Source organism: Mesorhizobium sp. CNPSo 4688 (genome assembly GCF_057784295.1).
In genome coordinates, this window is sequence record NZ_JBWLUY010000004.1 from 406,709 (window position 1) to 427,436 (window position 20,728).

Consider the following 20,728-nt stretch of genomic DNA (forward strand, 5'->3'; position numbering starts at 1 on the left):
GCCTGAAATAAAAGCCCCGCCGGATCGCTCCGGCGGGGGTTCTATTTCTGGCTCGTATCCAGAACCTACGGCTTGAAGTTGGCCGTCGGATCTCTCTGCGGCTGTACCTGCGGCTGCTGCGTGCGCTTCGGCACCAACTGCTGGAGGATCCCCGGATTGAGCAACAGGCTCGGATCGAGCGATGGCTGTGGGCGAATGGGCCGGCAGTTCGGATACCGTCCAACGGTGCCTTCCGGGCAGCGCCGCCTGATCGGTTGGCACTGGCCGTTGATCATCACCGAGCCCGGGGCACATTCTTCCGGCCTCGGCTTGCGGCATGCGCCGTCGATCACCTGGGTGCCGCGCGGGCAAACGCATTCGCCGCGCTTGTTGTGGACCTGGCCGCGTATGTCGCACTGTTCCAGCACAGGCCGCTTCTGCCGGCAGGCACCGTCCCGCACCTCGGTGCCCCGTGGGCAGACGCAATTGCCATTGGCGTCATGAACCTGGCCGCGGATGGTGCACTGCTCTGGCTTCGGCCGGATCGGCCGGCAGGCTCCATTGCGCACCTCAGTCCCACGCGGGCAGATACAATCGCCATCGGCGTCATGAACCTGGCCGCGGATGGTGCACTGCTCTGGCTTCGGCCGGATCGGCCGGCAGGCTCCATTGCGCACCTCGGTCCCACGCGGGCAGACACAATCACCGTCGGCGTCATGAACCTGGCCGCGTATCGTGCACTGCTCGGGCCTCTGCTTGTCGCGCACGCAGGCATTTGCCTGTCGGTCGAGATGCGTGCCGTCCGGGCAGTAGCAGCCATTGCCGTCCGACGTCGGGACCGAGCCGGGGATGGTGCAGCCCGGCTTGTCGATCTTGACGCAGGCGCCGTTCTCGAGCTCGGTTCCGCGTGGGCAGACACAGCGTCCGTCCTCGGTGCGGATCTGGCCCTTGAGCAGCACGCATGGCCTTGGCTTCGGCTCGATGATGACGCCACCGTCGGGCGAGCACTGGCCGTTGCGGAAGGTGGTGCCTTCCGGACACACGCACCGGCCGGCGTCGTTCATCACAAAGCCCGGCGAGCATTCCTTCTTCACCTCGTGCTTGATGGTGAAGGGATGGCAGGCATAGGCCTTGCCGCGATCGCCCTGGATATTGGTCTGATCGCCGGACAGCATGTCGCCGCCTTGCACCCTGGTATCAGGAGACAAGACACCGACGCAGTTCTGGCCGCTGACATTGCCCTGCAGGTTGGCCAGGCGGCCGTCGTCAGGAAGGACCACGGTGACAGTGTGCACGTGGCTTTCCCCCGCGCCGAGCGTCAGGTTGGCGATGCAGGACAGAGGCAGCGTCGTCGGTTCTGGCGAGCAGCCGAAGGGTGGTTCGATCGAGGTGATCGCAACGCCTTCCAGCCGGCCGAGCCCGTCCACGCCGATCGCATCGCCGATGCGGACCGGACCCGAGAATGGGGTCTGGCCGTCATTAGTGATGGTGATCTCGAACGAGCAGGGCTGTCCCGGCTGGCACTCGGCGTCGCCGGTCTTCTTGACGCTGATGGTGGAGGTGCCACCGCCCTTGGCGCAGGCCTGGCCGAACGGGTAGACAACGTCGTCTCCCGGAGCCGGGCCATACGAGCCGCGTGCGCAGTTCTCGAACGCGCCATTGGCGGAGACCGTCACGTCGAAGTGCCTGGATGTTCCGGGCGTCATCACGGCGCCGGGAATCTGGCACGACAGCGCGTTGGCCGGAACCGCTCCGCAGGTCCACTCCGCGCCGTCGGGTGTGACGGTCTGGATCTGGACCGGCGCGCCGCCCGAGATCAGCGTGGCAGCATCGTTGACCCGCACCGGACCGGTGGGGGCAGAGGTGCCAAGGCTGATGACGGTGATGCGGCAGGAAACCACCGCCGCGCCGGCCAGCGAGCCGTTGCACACCTTGGTAATGCGCAAGGTTGGCTTGCCTCCATTGGGATGCCGGAAGCGTTCCTTGGCGCAGGCCTTGTTGTTGGTGAGGTCGACCTCACCGGGGACAGGCTTCAGCGCCGCGCAGTTTTCCACCGAGTCCGACTGGTAGCCGGCCGGCATCACCGCCTTGACGACGATCGGCGTCGAGGCGCCCGGCATCAGCACGATGCCGGCATTGTCGCAGCGGAACTGGCCGGGGCCGTTCGGTCCGCATGTCCAGGGCGGAGACGGGCCGAAGGTCGAAGAAGCCGGCGCGCCGCCCGGGTAATTGTCGATGACCGTCAGCGGCCCATTGTAGGGGACGCTGCCATTGTTGATGATGTCGATCACGAAGTAGCAGATGCCGTCGGGCGTACAGACCGGAATGCGGGCACGCTTCTTCAGGATCAGGTCGACCTTCTTGTCGACCGGCGGCCGGCAATCGCGGTCGCGGTCGCCACGCCGGCAGATCGGGATCGAGGCGCAGCCACGATCGTTCTGCTGGCTGCCGAACAGCGGCTTGCCGCTGGCGCCGTAATTGTAGGTGGCGCAGTTGCGCAGCGTGCTGCCTTGCCAGCCACCGGCCGGCTTGAAGCCGAGCTTGAGGTCGACGGAGGCGCCCGGATTGAGCGTGGTCACCGGATAGGCGCACGTCATCGGGGTCGCGCCGGGCACGCAGACCCAGGGCGGGTTGGGCCCTGAATCCAGCGTCGAGCCGGCCGGCAGCGTCACCTCGTCGAGCACGATCTTGCCGTGATACGGCCCGTCGCCGACATTGGTGACCCGAATGGTGAAGTCGCAGCCGCCACCCATCGTGCAACGCGTCACGTCGGCGCGTTTCTCGACCTTGAGGTCCGGTTCCTTGTCCTTGGGCGGACATCTCAGGTCACGCGGGATGACGATGTCGATGGTTTGCGTGCAGCACAGCCCCCAACCCTCCTTCGGGCCGGCATAGGTCTCGATGCCGGTGACGATGAGGTGGATGACATCGCCGGGCGATGCGCCGACGATCTTCCAGTTGAGCACACCGCCGCCCGCCGGCACCAGTTGGGTGTCGGGGATGATGGTGATACCGGGGGTGGTCGTCGACACCTGCACCCACTTGCCGCCCATCTCCGGGCCGACAGGCATGTGGTAGATGAAAGCGCCGCCGCCGGGCACGCAATCGACCGTGCCGCGCTCCACCTTGAAGCATTCCCGGTCGGGAGGCGGAGGCCGCTTGTCACAGTTGGTGAGGTCGATCTTGATCGAGGTCTTCACGCCGGTCTTGAAGTCGCCATCGTCGGGCTTGCCCGGATCCTGCGACGGGATGATGGTCCCGGTGCCAGCTCCATTTGTCACCTTGATCAGACCCTGGTTGTCGACGATGGTCGGCGAGGGAAACGCCGCATGGTCGATCTTGGCGGTGATCTGGAAGTTGACGACGCGTTCATTGGCAGCGCCCGCGCCGTCGAGATCGGCGGCGGAGAGCCGGAAATCAGACACGGTTGCCGTATCGTTCGGATCGGCCGAGGTGCTGATCGAAACGCCGGGCAGCGGGCCGCCCGCAGCGTCCGTGCCGTCGCCCGACACATGAGCGCTGACGATCGACAGGCCGTGCGGAAGCTGGTCCTTGAACTCGATCTTGAGCTTCTTCAACAGGGCAATCATGCCCGGGTCGGCAAAGCTTTGCGCATCGCCGCGCAGGCCGAAGCTCAGGGAGTAGACGACGTAGTCGCAACCTCGCTGGGTGCCTTTCTTGGTGAAGAACGGCACGACCCGTTCCGGCCTCGGAGTGATGATTTTCGAATTGTCGAGGTCGAGCCGCAGTTTCGGGGTGATCGGGACGGCGTCTTCGGCGTGACTTGCCACAGGGGCGTACATGGCGACCGCGATACCGGCCGCCATCAGCCAGCGCGCGCCGCGCCTGGCGTATGACAGGGGTCTCATGATGGTCTCCATGACGGTTTTCTGGTTGCGCGTCGCGGTGGGGGAAAGTGCAGAAATGTTCATCTCTCCCTCCTCAACGTTCGCAGCTGACGGCTGGGATTCTGAGCGGCAAAGTCATCTTGCAGCAAGGGTAGTAGCCACCCTTGTCCTTGTCGGATTGCCTGTAGAAGCAAAGCCCGACATCGACTGTGTCGCCCGGATAGTGGCCGGTGATGTCGATCGTGTAAGGCTTGCCGGGCGCGTGCGACTGGGGTGATGTCACCCCGACGCCTGGCGTCCTGGACTGGGCCTTGATCGAATCGCCGCCGAAGCCGGCATGGTCATGGAGATAGAGGTCGGCCTGGAGGCCGCGAGGCGTGCAGTAGAACTGGACATCCTCGACATCGATGCACGGCGGCAGATCGCCGGGCGGTGGGAAGTCAGGCGGATAGAAGGGCGGCAGGTAACCGCCGGGGATTTCTTCATAGTAGCCGGCACGGCCTTCACAGGGGTGCCAGACCTCGACGTCGCCGACATGGCCTTCCACCTCGGGGTCTTCGAAATAGCCGTCGAAATCGACGAACCACGAGCCGAAGGGCGGCACGTTGGCCGGCTTGACCAGCGGCGTCGGCGTGATCTGCACGCCGTGCACGGCAAGCGGCCCGCCGGCGGCGAGCTGGTCGGCCAGTGTCGGGGTGTCACGCAGTTTGTCGCCGGTGTTGACCAGCGTATCAGTGCAGACGCCGGTGTTGAGATTGCCTTCGGCGTCGTAGCCATATTGCAGGTCGAGGCCGCCGGCCGACTGCCGGTTGCCTTGCGGGAAGCCGACCGCATATTCCTGCGGCTCTTCCACCCATTCCGATTCCGTCGCCGGATCGTGGGGGTTTTCGCGCCAGTAGCGGATGACCTCGCCTTTGCCGGAATCGGCGAACTGGCTGTAATCATAGCGGTTTTCCACCGGACCGCGCTGCGCCAGGTACATGAAGCCCTTATTGTCGAAAGCGATGTCGGTGACGGCGTAGTCCTTGTCGGCCTTGACCGTCAGCTCCCAGCGCGGATCCCCGGCGAATGTGCCGTCGCGGGCAATGCCCACCGACCAGATTTCAGACTTTTCGCCGACCGAATAGTAAACCCGGCCGCCGCGATAGGCGACCGCCCAGACGCGGCGTTCGTCCTGCGTGTAGCCCCAGGTGTCGGGGTCTTCGCTATCGAAGGCGGCGCCCTGAATGTCCATCACAGCACCGTCGTCGGCGACGGGCGCGAGCCCATGCGCCGGTCGGCCGGCAACGCCGTGGTCGAACGTGTCGATTAGCGTACCGTCGTCCGCGAGGCGGTGGATGAGGCCGGTGTCGAGGTCGCTGGCGAAGAATTCGCGGTGATTGCTGTCGAAAGTGACGTCGCCGATGCCGGGACCGCTGTTGGTGTCGATGTCGGCGAATTTGGAGACGGCGCCGGTGATGCCGTCGATCTTCCAGATCGTGCCGGGACCGCCACCATTTTCGGTGCCGAACTGGCCGTCCATGAAGACCGCGCCGGCCGTGCCGCGGCGCTGCCGCTCGGGCCTTCCGTCGGCGTCTTCGTCAGGGGTGACGATGCGGATGCCGTGCAGCGAGCTGGCGCCGGCATAGAGGTTGGGGATGCCTGATGGGACGCCGTCGCGCACGCCGTCATCATAGGTGACGGCGAACACCTGGCCGATCTGTTCGGCCGTTACTTCGAAAGGCGGCGGCGTGTAGACGAGCTGGCCGGAGGCAGGTCCGCCCAGCGCAGAAACGTCGAAAACGCGCAGGGTGGCGCGCGTCGTGTCGATGAAGGTTTCGTCGACCGGGTCTACGCCGGGCGGCAGCCCTTCTTCGAAATTGGGAATGACGGTGCCGGAAAATCCGGTCACGGCCATCGAGCCGGGATAGATGATCTGAGTTTCCTGCGCCCGGGCAGCTGTGCCCAACCAGAGCGTGGCGCTCAGCGCCAGGGCAAGCAAACCCCCGGCCAGATGGAGCGAACGACGCAAACCGCCGCGTGGAGATGGCATGGACGTGCCGCGATCGCAGGACATAAAACTCCCCCCGAAGTTTTCGGGAGGAACGTCCGGTCCGGCCGTGCGAATCAGGGCAAGGCGCGTCGTTCCGGCACGTTCGTCCCTGATCGAATTGTCTGCTTTCCTCATCCTCACGATACGCCTGCTCCTGCGCAGGGTCAACGGAATCAGCCGGAAGCCCAGCGCATCGACCCCATCCCGAAGGCGATGGTCGCGCTGAGCTCCCGTTGTTCCCGGAGACCTGCGAGTCTCTGGGGTCCTGGTCATTGGGGGCATCCTTTCCGGCCCCGCACCATGCGGCGCCTGAGCGTCAGTCGCAGGCGGAAGTGGAAAGGTTCATGCAAAACGGCGGCTGGGACTGTTCGCCATTTCACAGAAGCGGCGACTAATTCTTGTGTCAGTCAACTCAGGATGGAAGACAGGTTGGTGCTTGCTCCTCCTGGGAGGGTTGCTCAGGCAGATTGTCGGCGAATGATCACCAAGCCCAGTCGCCCTTGCCCAGCACCGAGACCGCCTCAACGATACGGCTGAAGCTGGCGCGCGCCCGGCCGACCGTGTGCCTGGCCCGGAGATAGCTATGCACCAGCCCGGGCTCCTCGAACCAGGTGGCGCGGCCGCCTGCGGCGAGGACGCGGTCGCGATAGGCTTCGCCGTCGGACGACAGCGGGTCGCATTGCGCGGTGATGAGCACCGTCGGCGGCAGTTTGGTGAAGTCGGTGTCGGCGAGCGGCGACAAAGTGATATCGCCGGTGGCGTCAGCGCCGCCGGTGCGGATGTGCTTGTAGAAGTCGAGATCGCGCACCGTCAGCATCGGAGCTTCCGCATGCCTCACGTAGGAACCCCTCGAGCGGTCGCCGCCCAGGCCGGGATAGATCAGCACCTGGCCGATTGGCCGCTTTGCATGACCGCGCGTTGCGTGGGCAACGGCCGCGCAGAGATTGCCGCCGGCGCTGTCGCCGCAGAGCAGGACGGAACGGTCGTAGGTTTTGGCAGCCCATTCGAAGGCATGCCGCGCATCGTCGAAGGCGGCCGGGTGCAGATGCTCAGGGGCCAGGCGGTAGTCGACGGAGACCACCTCGAAGCCCGTGCGGGCGCACAATTCGGCGCAGACATCGTCATGGCTGTCGAGCCCGCCGAGGATAAAGCCGCCACCATGGATGTAGAGCACCATCGCCGCCTTGTTCGGGGTAGCGCTGCGATAGATGCGGATCGGGATATCGTGCGCGGCAATGATGGTCGTTTCCGCCGTCACGCCATCGGGATAGCCGGCAAAGAATTCGCGACACATCCGGTCATAAATCGCGCGCTGCTGGGCAATGGTGTAGTCGATCGTGTCGGGCGGGTAGAAGGAATTGGTCCGCTCGATGAAGACCCAGGTCTCGGCGTCGATGAGGGTTTTGTAATCGGTCATGCGGGAAGACCAACTTTGGATGATGGCGCCCAGGCACCCCCCTCTGGCCTGCCGGCCATCTCCCCCTCAAGGGGGGAGATCGGATGTCGCGAATGGTTTCGCCAATCGTCAACGTTGGTGGGTGGGCGTCGAGGTCCGAGCAGCCAATCTCCCCCCTTGAGGGGGAGATGCCCGGTAGGGCAGAGGGGGGTGTGGAGGAACGCCATCGTCCGCTAGGCTACTTCCCCTTCCACACCGGATCGCGCTTCTCGGCGAATGCGCGAAACCCTTCCATATTGTCTTCCGAGCCATACAGCGCATCGACGGTCGCCAGTTGCCGCCGCGTCACGCGGTTCATCGCATCTTGGAAGGTCAGGGCTTCGGCAACCCGCGCCGTCTCCTTGATCGCGGCAAAGACCAGCGGCGGCCCGCTGGCCAGCAGCCTTGCAATCTCCCAGACACGGTCTTCGAGCTTTTCCTTGGGCAGCACTTCGTTGACCAGACCCCAGCGATGCGCTTCGGCGACATCCATCCAGCGGCCGGTGAGCAAAAGGTCCATGGCGACATGGTAGGGAATGCGCTTCGGAAGCTTGATCGTCGCCGCGTCGGCCAGCGTGCCGGCGCGGATTTCGGGCAGTGCGAAGGAGGAATGGTCGGAAGCGTAGATGAGGTCGCAGGACAGCGCCAGTTCGAAGCCGCCGCCGACCGCCATGCCGTTGACGCAGGCGACGACCGGCTTGTTCATGTCGCGCAGCTCCTGCAGGCCGGCAAAGCCGCCGACGCCATAGTCGCCATCGACCGCGTCGCCGCCGGCAGCGGCCTTCAAATCCCAGCCGGCGCAGAAGAACTTATCGCCGGCGGTCTTGACGATGGCGACGCGAAGCTCCGGATCGTCGCGGAACGCCTTGAACGTCTCGCCCATCAGCCGCGACGTCTTGAGGTCAATGGCATTGGCCTTCGGCCGGTCAAGCGTGACCTCGAGGATATTGCCCTCGCGGCGGGTCGAAATGACGTCAGACATTCTTCTTGTCTCCCAGCACCAGCAGCGCGTCGGCGATCCAGGCGCCCTTGCCCTCGGCGCAGACGATGAGCGGGTTGATGTCGAGTTCCTCGATCTCGCCGGCATTCTTCTGCACGAAGTCGGCAATGCCCGCGACGGCCTCGATGGCGGCGGCGACATCGGCTTTCGGCCGCCCACGATAGCCCTCGAGCAGGGGGAACAACTTCAGCCGGCGCAGGGCCGCCTCGATATCGTCGCGCGTCGCCGGCAGCATCAGGGTGACGCTGTCGCGCAACAGTTCGACCAGCACGCCGCCGGTGCCCAGCGTCATCACGGCGCCGAACATCGGGTCGCGGGTGAAGCCGACGATCAGTTCGGCGACGCCGTCGCGCACCATGCGCTCGACATAGAGCCCGGTGCCGAGCGGCAGCAGATCATGCGCCGCCGTGCTGACGGATTCGGCATCCCTCAGGTTCAGCCTGACAGCGCCGACTTCCGACTTGTGGGTGACACCGAGCGCCTTCAGCGCCACCGGGAAGCCGAGCGCCATCGACGAGATGACGGCGTCGACTGCATTGGCGGCGCGTTCGCCCTTCGGCACCGGCAGGCCTGCCTTGATCAGTCGCTCCTTGGCTTCGGCCTCATCAGGCGTCACATGGCCGCCTTCGGCAGCGCCCGCGGCTGACGTGTCGATCGGCTGCGCCTGCGGCTCGGCCCAGGCCCAGCCGATGAAGGCTGCTGCGCCTGCGGCGTCCATGGCTTCGGAGATGCCGAACAACGGCACCATGCCGCGCGCCATCAGCTCGGCGGTGTATTCCTCCGGCAGATTCTCCGGCAGCGACGAGACGATCGCGCCATGCGCCTTGTTGGTCTTCAGCGCCGATTCGAAGGCGCGCAGCGTCGCCCACCAGTCGGTGACCGAGCAACGATCGGGGCGCGGAAAGTCGAGCACCAGCATGTTGAGGTCGAAACCGCCCGAGACCATGGCGGTGAAGGTGGCGGTCATCGCCGGCTCGTTGTTCCAGATGAAGGTGTGGTAGTCCAACGGGTTGGCGACAGCGACCAGCGGCCCGAGCGTCGATTTGACATGGGCGCGGTGCTTGCTGGTGAGCTCTGGGAAGTTGACCCAGCGGCCCTCGGCACTGTCGGCCATCACCGAGGCCTCGCCGCCCGAACAGCTCATCGACGACAGGCGATAGCCGGGCAGCGGACCGGTGACGTGCAGCAGCTTCAGCGCCTCGATGAAGGCGGGGATGGAATCGACGCGCGCAATGCCGAGCCGCCTGAGGAAAGCGCCGGAAGCGGCGTCCGAGCCGGCGAGCGAGGCGGTGTGCGAGACTGTCGCTTGCCGCGCCTGTTCGGAGCGGCCGACCTTCATGGCGATGATCGGCTTCTTCAGCTCGCGAGCTCGTGCGGCCAGCCGCTCGAAGCCGGCTACCGAATCGAAAGCTTCGATGTGCAAACCGAGCGACGTCACGCGCTCGTCCTCTATCAGGCCGAGCGCCATTTCAGACAGGCCGGTCTGCGCCTGGTTGCCGGCGGTCATCAGGAAAGCGATCGGCAGGCCGCGCTTCTGCATCGTCATGTTGATGGCGATGTTGGACGACTGGGTGATGATGGCGACGCCCTTGGCGCCTTCGGGCAGCCTGATGCCGCCATGCTGGTCGGGCCACAGCAACGCGCCGTCGGCATAGTTGATCAGGCCATAGCAATTCGGGCCGATGATCGGCATCTGGCCGGCAGCAGCCACCAGTTCGGCCTGCAGCCGCTCACCGTCATCATCGTAGGCCTCGGTCTCGAGAAAGCCGGCGGCAAAACAGACGGCGCCGCCGGCGCCACGTTCGGCCAGCGCCTTGACCACCTCGATGGTCAAGTGCCGGTTGACGCCGACAAAGGCAGCGTCGGGCGCACCGGGAAGGTCTGCAACAGAACGATAGGCCTTGCGGCCGGCGACCTCGTCCTTGGTCGGATGCACCGGCCAGATTTCGCCGGCAAAGCCCATCTTGATCGATTGGGCAACGACGGCAGCGGCCTGCGCCCCGCCGAACACAGCAATCGACTTCGGGCGCAGGAGACGTTCGAGTTTATGCATGGCCATCTTTTCGTTTGAGCATGATCTTCTCCCCAAAACCGGACCCCGGTTTTGGGTACATCATGCTCTATGCTCCGAACGGACGCAGCAGCGCCCGCGAAATAATATGTCGCTGAATCTCCGAAGTGCCTTCCCAGATGCGCTCGACGCGCGCATCGCGCCAGATGCGCTCCAGCGGCAGGTCGTCCATCAGCCCCATGCCGCCATGGATCTGGATGGCTTCGTCGGCAACGTAAGCCAGCATTTCGGTCGCCTTCAGCTTGGCCATCGCCATGTCCTGATCGGTGACAGTGCCCTGATCGTACTTCCACCCGGCTTCGAACACCATGAGGTCCGCAGCTTTCAGTTCCGTCGCCATGTCGGCAAGCTTGAATGACACGCCCTGGAACTTGCCGATCTGCTGGCCGAACTGATGGCGCTGCGCGGAATATTCGATGGCGTGGCCGAGCGCTCGCTCGGCGCGGCCGAGGCAGGTGGCGCCGACCTGCAGCCGGGTGGCGCCGAGCCAGGAATTGGCGACCTCAAAACCTTTGTGCACCTCGCCGAGCACCTGGCTCGCCGGCAAACGGCAATCGTCGAATTCAAGGATGGCGTTGGTGTAGCCGCGATGCGAGACGTTGCGGTAGCCGTCGCGTACGGTGAAACCCTTGGTGCCCTTGTCGACGAAGAAGGCGGTGATCTTCTTGCGCTTGCCGCGCGCGGTTTCTTCCTCGCCCGAAGCCATGAAGACGATGGCAAAGTCGGCCAGATCGGCATGGCTGATAAAATGCTTGGTGCCGTTGAGCACCCAGTCGTCCCCGTCCTGCACGGCGGTCGCTTTCATGCCGCGCAGGTCGGAGCCGGCGCCGGGCTCGGTCATCGCCAGGCAGTCCCACTTTTCGCCACGGATGCAAGGGAACAGGTATTTTTCGCGCTGTTCCGGCGTGCCGGCCAGAAGGATGTTGGAGGGGCGCGCGACGCAGGTCCAGTGCAGCGCATAGTTGGCACGGCCGAGTTCTTTTTCGTAGAGCAGCCAGGTCACCGTATCGAGGCCGGCGCCACCGACATCGGCTGGCATGTTGGCGGCGTAGAGGCCGGCCTCGATCGCCTTGACCTTGATCTCCTCGATCAGCTCGCGGCGCAGCACGCCGGTGCGCTCGACCTCGCGTTCATGCGGGTAAAGCTCATTCTCGACGAAGGCGCGCGTCGTCTCGACAATGAGCTTCTGTTCCTCCGACAGCCCGAAATCCATGGTCTTCAGCCCTTCTTCTTTTTCTTCGGCTTTTCCACCTTCTTCACCGGCTTCGACGCCTTGGCCTTTTCGGCAGCCTTGGAAGCCGTGGGCTTCTTCGCCGCCAGCTTGGCCAACTGCCTGGTATAGTCCTTGTGCAGCGCGCCGGCGCCCCAGCCCTTGCCTTTGTTCTGCTTCGACAGAGCGTCCATGATGGCGACCAGATTGTCGTCGCGGATCTTTTCCAGCTCGCGGATCGACAGGCCATGCGCCTGGTCGTCCGACTGGGTGGCGATCAGGTCGACCAGTTCGTCGTTGAACTCCGGCACGTCCATAAGCTTGGTCCACGGCCATTTCAGGCACGGCCCGAACTGCGCCATGAAGTGGCGCATGCCGGCCTCGCCGCCGGCGACGCGATAGACCTGGAACATGCCCATCTGCGCCCAGCGCAGGCCAAAGCCATAGCGCATGATGTCGTCGAGCTCCTCGACGGTGCAGATGCCGTCCTTGATCAGCCACAGCGCCTCGCGCCAGGCGGCTTCCAGCAAGCGGTCGCCGACAAAGGCCTCGATCTCCTTGCGGATGACGACAGGCTTCATGCCGATCGAGGCATAGATTTCTTTCGCGACCTCGATCGCTTCGGGGAACGTCTGCTCGCCGCCGACGATCTCGACCAGCGGCAGGAGATAGACCGGGTTGAAGGGATGTCCGACAACCAGCCGCTCCGGATGCTTCTTCATCGCCACCTGCATGTCGGTCGGCTTGATGCCGGAGGTGGACGAGCCGACAATGGCGTTGGCCGGCGCATAAAGGTCGATCTCGGCCAGCACCCGGTGCTTCAGGTCGAGCCGCTCCGGCACGCTCTCCTGGATGAAATCGGCATCGGCCACCGCTTCGGCGATGGTCTTGGCGAAGGTCAGCTTGCCCTCCTTGGGCAGGCCGCCGGGAACCATCTGCTTGTAGGCGCGGCGGGCGCCCTTCATCACTTCGGAGACCTTGCGCGACGCTTCCGGATCGGGGTCGAAGATCGACACGTCGATACCGTTGAGCAAAAGCCGCGCCACCCAGCCGGCGCCGATGACACCGCCGCCGATGGCGGCCGCCTTGTTGATGATGCTCATGGTCAGGCTCCGGTTCTTGTCTTGGCTGTTTGAGGGTCGATGAGAGGGATGCGCTCGCCGGCGCGGACCACGGAGGCGTCGTAGGCCTTGCGGGCAAAGACTTCGAGCACGAAGGGCCGGAAGAATTCAATCTGCAGCGTCTCGTAGTCGGGGTCGAAGCTCGACTGGTCCCAGCGTTCGCAAAACTGATCGCAATCGTCGAAATAGGCATGGCCGGCGAAGCGGTCGCGGGCGTGACGGTTGCCGCCGAGATGGTGCGCGTAATAGAGGCGCTGGAAGTCGCCGTGCTTTTCCACCACCCAGGTGCATTGCTCGCGCACGAAAGGTTTCAGGATCGAAGCGGCGTATTCGTCGTGATTGTAGGGCGCGTAGATGTCGCCAATGTCGTGCAGCAGGGCGCAGGCGATCCAGTCGGTGTCGGCGCCGTCGCGCCAGGCGCGCGTCGCCGCCTGCAGCGAATGGCCGAGCCGGGTGATCTTGTAGCCGGACAGGCCTTCGTCGAGCTGGACCAGCGCGTCGAGCAGCCGCTCGCCGGTCTTGGCGGCATAGTCGATTTCATGGGCGGTCAGGAACTCGTAATCGTCCTTGTCGCCATCCTTCATCACGGTGAATTTGACGGTATCAGCCATCGCCAACTCCCGCCTTACGCAGCTGCTGCGATCGGCGCCCGCTTGGTCAGGTTGAGCTTCTTGCGCACTTCCTCCGGCCCGAGGATACGGGCGCCGAGATTGGTGACGATGCTGGCGGCGCGCTCGACCAGCTGTGCGTTGGTCGCCAGCACGCCCTTGTCGAGCCAGAGATTGTCTTCAAGCCCGACGCGGACATTGCCGCCGGCGAGCACCGCCGCTGCGGCATAGGCCATCTGGTTGCGGCCGATGGCGAAGGCGGACCAGTTCCAGGTCGACGGCACGTTGTTGACCATCGCCATGAAGGTGTTGAGGTCGTCCGGCGCTCCCCACGGCACGCCCATGCAGAGCTGCACCAGCGCGTCGGGGTTGAGCACTTTCTCCTCGACCAGCTGCTTGGCAAACCAGAGATGACCGGTGTCGAAGGCCTCGATCTCCGGCTTGACGCCGAGCGCCGTCATCATGCCGCCCATGGCGCGCAGCATGCCGGGCGTGTTGGTCATGACATAGTCGGCCTCTGCGAAGTTCATGGTGCCGCAATCCAGCGTGCAGATTTCCGGCAGGCACTGGCGCACATGTTCCATCCGGTTGGTGGCGCCGCCCATGTCGGTGCCTTTTTCATTGAGCGGCAGCGGCGCCTCGGGCGAACCGAACACCATGTCGCCGCCCATGCCGGCGGTGAGGTTGAGCACCACATCGACATTCGCATCGCGGATGCGCTCGGTCACTTCGCGGTAGAGATGGACGTCGCGACGCGGCTTGCCGGTTTCGGGGTCGCGGACATGGCAGTGGACGATGGCAGCACCTGCTTTGGCAGCATCAATGGCCGAATCGGCGATCTGCTTAGGCGAACGCGGCACATGCGGCGAGCGGTCCTGCGAGCCGCCGGAGCCGGTGACGGCACAGGTAATGAAGACCTCACGGTTCATCGCGAGCGGCATGGAACTCTCCTCCCAATCCATCAGCCATGCATGTCGCCCAAAAGTGGGAACCGGTTTTGGGATAACGACATGCACAAGAACAGCCCAACAATGGTCCGACTTGCGGCGAACTGTTTTGCGATTTACGAAGCTTCCATGATCAAAAGCGAAAAGCCGACCATCTTTCGCTCGGAACGCTCACCGCTCAAGGTGACGCTGCTGGTGTTTTCCGGCTCGTCCATCATGTGTGTGGCATCGGCCGTCGACCCGCTGCGCGCCGCCAACCGCATTTCCGGCGAGACCCTGTTCGATTTCAAACTGGTCTCGGTCACCGGCGAGGCGCCTGTCACCACCTGCGGCCTGCCGGTGGCGGTGAGCGGCCGTTTCGATGCCGCCGAGCCAACCGACGTTCTGGTGGTCGTTGCCGGCTTCGGCACCCAGAATTATGCGACATCGGCTTTGCTTTCGGGCTTGCGCCGCGCGGCTCGGGCCGCCCGCGCCTGCGGCGGCGTCGAGGCCGGCACCTGGCTGGTGGCGCGCGCCGGTCTGTTGGAAGGGCGCAGCGCCACCACCCACTGGGAGGACATGGAGGATTTCTCCTCGGCCTTTCCCGGCGTTGATGTCCGTCCCGACCGCTATGTCATCGACGGGCCTGTCTTCACCTCGGGCGGGGCGTCGCCGACCTTCGACCTGATGCTGCATCTGATCCGTACGCGCCTCGGCATGGCCGTGGCGCTCGATGTCGCCAGCGTCTTCATCTACGACCAGGCGCGCGCCGCCACCGATGCGCAGCCGCTGGTCTCGCTCGGCCGGCTCGACGGCTACGACCCGCGGCTGGCGCAGGCGATTAGGCTGATGGAATCGCATGTCGACCAGCCGCTGACCATCGACGCGGTGGCAAAACGCGCCGGGGTGACGGCACGGACATTGGAAAGCATTTTTCGCAAATCGATCGGCGAGACGCCCGGCGCCTACTATCTCAGGCTGCGGCTGGGCGCGGCGCGGCGGCTGGTGGTCGACACGCGGATCGCCATGGCGGATATTGCCGGGCGGACGGGATTTTCGTCCGCCGCGGCATTTTCCAGAGCGTTTTCAAGAGCGTTCGGCGAAGCGCCGGTGCGGCTCCGCCGAGGTTGATGCATGTCGCCCAAAAGTGTTTCGCGGTTTTGGGATAACGACATGCACAGACAAAGAGAGATCAGGCCGCGTTCTGTCGATCGCTGCCGGCGTCCATCTGCGAACGCATCTGCTTCGCCAGACGGACTTCAAATCGGTTGCTGACAGCGCGATCCCATTCGTTTTTCACATTGTCGGTCGGCCGCGGCAGCGCCATCAGCCGATCAATGATCGATCCGGTTTCGCCGGATGAGAGCAGGGCGTCGATTTCGCGTTCGTGCTGCATATCGGTTCGCCTCCTTCCTTTTCACCCGCCACAACGGCATCCTTATACGAGATACGTGACGGCAGTTTGAAGGCAAGAGCGAGGTCATTGAGGGGCGGCAAAGGGCAAAAGCATGTCGCCGGATGAGGGCTGCCGCACAAAGCATTCCAAGACGGCGGGATGTTCATCCCGCCGCTCCTTAAGCAGTGCGAATCGGCTTTCGTCCTCAGACGTAGCGATTGACGATGTTCTCCAGCAGTTCCTGGCGGCCGGAGCGCGGCTGCGGTTCGATCTTCTTCTTGACCACGCGCTCGGCGATATCCTCCAGCGTGCGCTTGCCCGACAGCATCGCCTTGGCTTCGGCGCTGTTCCAGCCGGCATAGCGTTCGGCCAGCGGACCCGACAGCGCCTTGTCCTCGATCATCTTCGCGGCTGCCTTGAGACCGCGCGCGCACGAATCCATGCCGCCAATATGGCCGATCAGCAGGTCCTGCGGATCGAGCGACTGGCGACGCAGCTTCGCGTCGAAATTGGTGCCGCCGGTCTTGAAGCCACCGGCCTGCAGGACCTGGTAATAGGCAAGCGCCATTTCCGGTACGTTGTTGGGGAACTGGTCGGTGTCCCAGCCCGACTGGTAGTCGTTGCGGTTCATGTCGATCGAACCGAAGACGCCGAGCGCATTGGCTAGCGCCAGCTCGTGCTCGAAGGAATGGCCGGCCAGGATGGCGTGGCCCTGCTCGATATTGAGTTTTACTTCCTTCTCGAGGCCGAAGCGCTTGAGGAAGCCATAGACCGTTGCGACGTCGTAGTCGTACTGGTGCTTGGTCGGCTCCTGCGGCTTCGGCTCGATCAGGATCGTGCCCTTGAAGCCGATCTTGTGCTTGTAGTCGACGACCAGGCTGAGGAAGCGCCCGGCCTGCTCCTGCTCGCGGGCAAGGTCGGTGTTGAGCAGCGTCTCATAACCTTCGCGGCCGCCCCACAGCACATAATTCTCGCCCTTCAGCCGCTTGGTGACGTCGATGCAACTCTTCACCGTCGCCGCCGCATAGGCAAACACATCCGGATCGGGATTGGTGGCGGCGCCCGACATGAAGCGGCGGTTGGAGAAGAGGTTCGCCGTGCCCCAGAGCAGCTTGACGCCGGTCTTCTTCATCTTGGCGGCGAAATAGTCGGCGATCTCGTCAAGCCGCGCGGCACTTTCGGAGAAATCCTTGCCTTCCGGGCGCACATCCGCGTCGTGGAAGCAGAAATAGGGCGCACCAAGCAGCGAGAACATCTCGAAGGCCACATCGGCCTTGAGCTTCGCCAGTTCCATCGTGTCGACGCCACCCGCCTTGGGGAACCAGGGACGGTCGAAGGTCTGGCCGCCGAACGGATCGCCGCCCGGCCAGGCAAAGGAATGCCAGTAGGCGACGGCGAAGCGCAGATGATCTTCCAGCCGCTTGCCGGCGACGACCTCGTCCGGGTTGTAGAACCGGTAGGCCAGCGGATTGGTCGAATCCGGCCCCTCATACTTGATTGCTTTGATGTCGCCGAAAAATCCGCTGCTCATGATTTCTGTCCTCTCTCGAATAGTTCGCCCTGATTACCTCAGGCGTAATTGGTTTCGCTCTCGCTCGGGGTGAAAAGGCTCGTGTCAAAGCCACTCAACGAAGGAGACAGACCATGACCGACCTCAACACGATCGCTCAAAACTACATCACCGCCTGGAACGAGGCCGATGCGAACCGCCGCGCCGAACTGCTCAAGGCTACCTTCACCGAAGACGTCAGCTACCGCGATCCGCTGATGCAGGGCGAAGGCCATGCGGGTGTGGCCGCTCTTATCGACGGCGTGCAGCAGCGTTTTGCCGGCTTCCGATTCTCGCTGAAGGGCAAGCCGGACGGGTTTGCCGACACGATCCGCTTCTCGTGGAATCTTGGGCCGGAGGGTGTTCCGTCCGTGATCGAAGGCACCGATATCGGTATCATCGAGAACGGGCGGCTGAAGAGTGTCACCGGGTTTTTGGACAAGGTGCCGGCTCAGTGAGGCTAACTGGGCAGGGGTGGTGCGAGGCACCCCCCTCTGGCCTGCCGGCCATCTCCCCCGCAAGGGAGGAGATTGGCTGGCATCCGCGCCTTCGCCAATCACCCAAATTGCAAGTCTGGCATAGCCGCCGAAGCTGCTAATCTCCCCCCTTGCGGGGGAGATGCCCGGCAGGGCAGAGGGGGGTGCCTCGCGCCGACTCACGCGGTTACGGCCTTGATCGCTGGGTACAGCGCCCGATACCGCTGGTACGCATCCGCATACGCCCCACCAAGCGCGGTATCCGGTTCGATCGTCGCATCCGTCTTCGGCGCCGTGCATACCGCCAGCGGATCCGCCCCCGTCGCCGCAATCAGCCCGAGCCGGGCCGCACCAAAAGCGGCGCCGAAATCGCCGTCGGCGGGAATATCCACCGGCACCTGCAGTGCGGTAGCAATCGCCTTCAGCCAGTAGTGCGAGCGCGAGCCGCCGCCGATCGCCGTCACCCTGGTCAAGATCGTGCCGGCTGTCTTCAGCGCTTCGAGGCTGTCGCGGAAAGCGAAGGCGACACCTTCAAGCACGGCCTGCGTCAGCACCGCACGGCTCGATTCATGCGCCAGCCCGGTGAAGGACCCGCGGATGGCGGAATCATTGTAAGGCGTGCGCTCACCCGAGAGGTAAGGCAGGAACGACACACCGCTCGGCGCCTTCAGCGCCTCGCCGAGTTCGGCGGTCAGTTCGCCGGCCTTCTTCCCCGATACCTCCGACAGCCAGTTCAGCGAATCCGTCGCCGACAGGATGACGCCCATCTGGTGCCAGGTGTTGGGCAGCGCGTGACAGAAAGTGTGGACCGCACTGGCCGGGTTCGGCAGGTAGGAGGCATTGGCAGCAAACAGCACGCCGGAAGTACCCAGCGAAACGAAGGCATGGCCGGCGCCGACCGTGCCCATGCCGCAGGCCGAAGCCGCATTGTCGCCGGCGCCACCGGCAATCGGGATGCCAGCCTGGACGCCCCATTCGGAGGCGAGATCGGCGCGCAAGGCGCCAGCCTTTTCAGTACCTTCGACCAGCGATGGCATCTGCTTCTCGTCGAGCGAGGTGGCTGCAAGCAGTTCCGGCGACCAGCGCCGCTTGCCGATATCGAGCCATGAGGTGCCGGCCGAGTCGGACATTTCCGACATATGCTCGCCGGTCAGCCAGAACCGCAGGAAATCCTTGGGCAGCAGCACCTTCGCCACCTTGGCGAAGACAGCCGGCTCGTTGTTCTTCACCCAGGCGAGTTTTGGCGCGGTGAAGCCGGGGAAGACGATGTTGCCGGTCAGCTTGCGGAAGCGTGGGTCGGCATCGAGCGTGGCCGCCTCGGCATGGCTGCGCGTATCGTTCCACAATATGCAGGGGCGCAGCACCTGGTCGCCGGCGTCGAGCAAGGTTGCGCCGTGCATGTGGCCGGAGAGGCCGATGCCTTTGACGGCGGCAAGCTCTTTCGGATGCGCTGATTTCAGCTCGGCAATAGCGGTCTCGCAGGCTCGGACCCAGTCGGCCGGATTCTGCTCGGACCAGCCGGGATGTGGCCGCGATACGTCAAGGGAAGCATGGCCGGAGCCGACGACGGTTTGCCCGGCATCGATCAACAGCGCCTTGACGCCCGACGTACCGAGATCGAGGCCGAGATACATGCATTCCTCCCACTGCCATTAATTTTTTCGGGCCTCGAAAAAATCTGGCTTGGCCAGTTTTTAAAACAAGATCCGCTGCGGGTCAATTCTCTGACAAATTGGCGGCCCGTCGAGAAAACAGCGCCGACAGCGGACTGTCCGGCCGAGCCAGCTGACGCTCAGCCGTCAGCGCCCGTGCCAATGCTGTGTCGCCGGCGCGCAAAGCCGCCTCGATCAGCGTCAGGTCGATCACGTCGCGCTGGGCATGGCTGCCGCCGAAGCGATGAGCAATCGAGCGAATCGGCCGGATCAGGCGGATCGTCTCGTTGTATTTCCCTTCGCCAAAGGCCCTGATCGCCAGCGTCAGCGGATGGCCGACGTCCCGAGTGAAGGCGGCGTTGTCGTCATGGCCGCCCATCGCTTTGCGCTGCGCCTCGAGCAAGGTCTTGGCTGGCGCCTCGAGCCCTGCGCCGACGAAGGCCATCATGGCATGGGCGTCGTTGAAAGCGTAATTGCCGGCACCGACCTTGGGCCAGTTGGCGGCGAGCGCTATCCAGCGGTCGCCGACATCGACGCCGCCGAGATAAAGCCGCCACAGGATCGCCGAGGCATCGACCATATTGAGCGCCATCGTCGACGGCGCGCCGTAGATCGGCCCGTCATACAGGGCCAACACCTCTTCGGTCTCGCCGAGATCGTAGTGGAACAGCGCCAGGTGCCACCAATTGTGCACCTGCAGGAAACTCTCTTTCGTCCACGCCTCGGGATTGGCGCGCATCCAGGCGATGCCGTCCCTTTGCCGGCTTTGCATTTCCATGACATGGGCGACAGCATGCTGCGCCCAGCCGTCGCGCGGCTCGATATCGACAGCCTGCCGGCCCAGTCTCTCGGCGCGCGCATAGTCGCCCATTTCCTCCAGCCCGAATGCCTGCATGCCAAGAATGGCATGATATCCAGGCATGTCCTTTTGCCAGGATGGCAGTGCGCGGCCGATACGGTCACGCAGCATGCGGGCGTTGCCGGTGAAGAAGTCGACCTGGTGCCCGGTCTGCAGCGCCACCGCGTCGAGCGGGAAATCGATGGCGATATCTTCGAGCAAGCGCGAGGCCTCGTGCCAGCGGCCGGCGGCGAGATGGCCAAGGGCAGCGACATGCGCCCGCTCGCGCGCGGTCGCGGCAAGCGGCAGCGCCGTTTCATGGCATGCCTTGGCCACCGCCGTTGCCTCGCGCTCGGTGGCGAGGCCGAACAGGTAGCCCTTGAACACATGTGCCATGACGAAGCCCGGGTTGGCCGCAATGGCGCGATCGACGGAAGCGACGGGGTCGCCGATAAAGCATTGCAATTCATGAACGGCCTGGCTGTAGGGCGAAAACCCGGCCTCGCTCGCGCCCGAAAATGTCAGGCCGAATGCGTCCCTGACTGCCATGCCCGGCCCCTCCGGTGATCATAAAATTCCAGCTGCGC

The 20,728-nt window shown here is 64.4% G+C and carries 15 protein-coding genes; 2 read left to right on the top strand and 13 right to left on the bottom strand.

Translation table 11 applies throughout. The features are described from left to right. Positions 1-65 precede the first annotated feature (65 nt). The 9 genes from AC04SH_RS09990 to bcoG form a co-directional block, all read right to left on the bottom strand. Positions 66-3,911, bottom strand: a complete 3,846-nt coding sequence (locus tag AC04SH_RS09990) for a DUF7929 domain-containing protein (protein WP_488574880.1) — start codon at positions 3,909-3,911, stop codon at positions 66-68. Between the two features lie 10 nt (positions 3,912-3,921). Then, complete coding sequence (locus tag AC04SH_RS09995) at positions 3,922-5,883, bottom strand: hypothetical protein (protein WP_488574881.1); 1,962 nt, start codon at positions 5,881-5,883, stop codon at positions 3,922-3,924. Positions 5,884-6,340: 457 nt separating this feature from the next. After that, complete coding sequence (locus AC04SH_RS10000) at positions 6,341-7,276, bottom strand: alpha/beta hydrolase (protein ID WP_488574882.1); 936 nt, start codon at positions 7,274-7,276, stop codon at positions 6,341-6,343. Positions 7,277-7,493: 217 nt separating this feature from the next. Next, positions 7,494-8,276 (bottom strand): carnitinyl-CoA dehydratase, encoded by a 783-nt coding sequence (locus AC04SH_RS10005; RefSeq protein ID WP_488574883.1) that lies wholly within the window; start codon positions 8,274-8,276, stop codon positions 7,494-7,496. After that, positions 8,269-10,347 (bottom strand): acetate--CoA ligase family protein, encoded by a 2,079-nt coding sequence (locus AC04SH_RS10010; RefSeq protein WP_488574884.1) that lies wholly within the window; start codon positions 10,345-10,347, stop codon positions 8,269-8,271. Before AC04SH_RS10010 ends, AC04SH_RS10005 begins: the two co-directional genes overlap by 8 nt. Positions 10,348-10,414: 67 nt before the next feature. Next, entirely contained in the window at positions 10,415-11,578 is a 1,164-nt protein-coding gene (locus AC04SH_RS10015; RefSeq protein ID WP_488574885.1) for an acyl-CoA dehydrogenase family protein, read from the bottom strand. A gap of 5 nt (positions 11,579-11,583) precedes the next feature. Next, positions 11,584-12,678 (bottom strand): carnitine 3-dehydrogenase, encoded by a 1,095-nt coding sequence (locus tag AC04SH_RS10020; protein WP_488574886.1) that lies wholly within the window; start codon positions 12,676-12,678, stop codon positions 11,584-11,586. 2 nt (positions 12,679-12,680) lie between these two features. Beyond that, positions 12,681-13,307: an HD domain-containing protein gene (locus tag AC04SH_RS10025; protein WP_488574887.1), complete on the bottom strand. Its 627-nt coding sequence runs from the start codon at positions 13,305-13,307 to the stop codon at positions 12,681-12,683. A gap of 14 nt (positions 13,308-13,321) precedes the next feature. After that, positions 13,322-14,245, bottom strand: coding sequence for a 3-dehydrocarnitine:acetyl-CoA trimethylamine transferase BcoG (gene bcoG, locus AC04SH_RS10030; protein ID WP_032933947.1), 924 nt, complete (start codon positions 14,243-14,245; stop codon positions 13,322-13,324). 135 nt (positions 14,246-14,380) lie between these two features. Here bcoG and AC04SH_RS10035 point away from each other — a divergent pair, with 135 nt between their 5' ends. Beyond that, complete coding sequence (locus AC04SH_RS10035; protein ID WP_181056733.1) at positions 14,381-15,361, top strand: GlxA family transcriptional regulator; 981 nt, start codon at positions 14,381-14,383, stop codon at positions 15,359-15,361. A 61-nt stretch (positions 15,362-15,422) separates the two neighbouring features. Here the strand turns inward: AC04SH_RS10035 and AC04SH_RS10040 are convergent, their stop codons facing one another. Together AC04SH_RS10040 and xylA are read right to left on the bottom strand one after the other, a co-directional pair. Further along, on the bottom strand, positions 15,423-15,626 hold the full coding sequence (locus tag AC04SH_RS10040) for a hypothetical protein (protein WP_488574888.1): 204 nt from the start codon (positions 15,624-15,626) through the stop codon (positions 15,423-15,425). A gap of 205 nt (positions 15,627-15,831) precedes the next feature. Then, positions 15,832-17,157 (bottom strand): xylose isomerase, encoded by a 1,326-nt coding sequence (gene xylA / locus AC04SH_RS10045; RefSeq protein WP_477233433.1) that lies wholly within the window; start codon positions 17,155-17,157, stop codon positions 15,832-15,834. A 113-nt stretch (positions 17,158-17,270) separates the two neighbouring features. On the opposite strand from xylA, the gene AC04SH_RS10050 reads away from it, so the two are divergent. Continuing rightward, complete coding sequence (locus AC04SH_RS10050; protein ID WP_488574889.1) at positions 17,271-17,633, top strand: nuclear transport factor 2 family protein; 363 nt, start codon at positions 17,271-17,273, stop codon at positions 17,631-17,633. A 197-nt stretch (positions 17,634-17,830) separates the two neighbouring features. Here AC04SH_RS10050 and xylB read toward each other — a convergent pair whose 3' ends face one another. Beyond that, positions 17,831-19,285 carry a xylulokinase gene (xylB, locus tag AC04SH_RS10055; protein WP_488574890.1) on the bottom strand — a complete coding sequence of 485 codons (1,455 nt, stop codon included), beginning with the start codon at positions 19,283-19,285 and terminating at the stop codon, positions 17,831-17,833. An 82-nt stretch (positions 19,286-19,367) separates the two neighbouring features. Continuing rightward, positions 19,368-20,690 (bottom strand): tetratricopeptide repeat protein, encoded by a 1,323-nt coding sequence (locus tag AC04SH_RS10060; RefSeq protein ID WP_488574891.1) that lies wholly within the window; start codon positions 20,688-20,690, stop codon positions 19,368-19,370. Positions 20,691-20,728 lie beyond the last annotated feature (38 nt).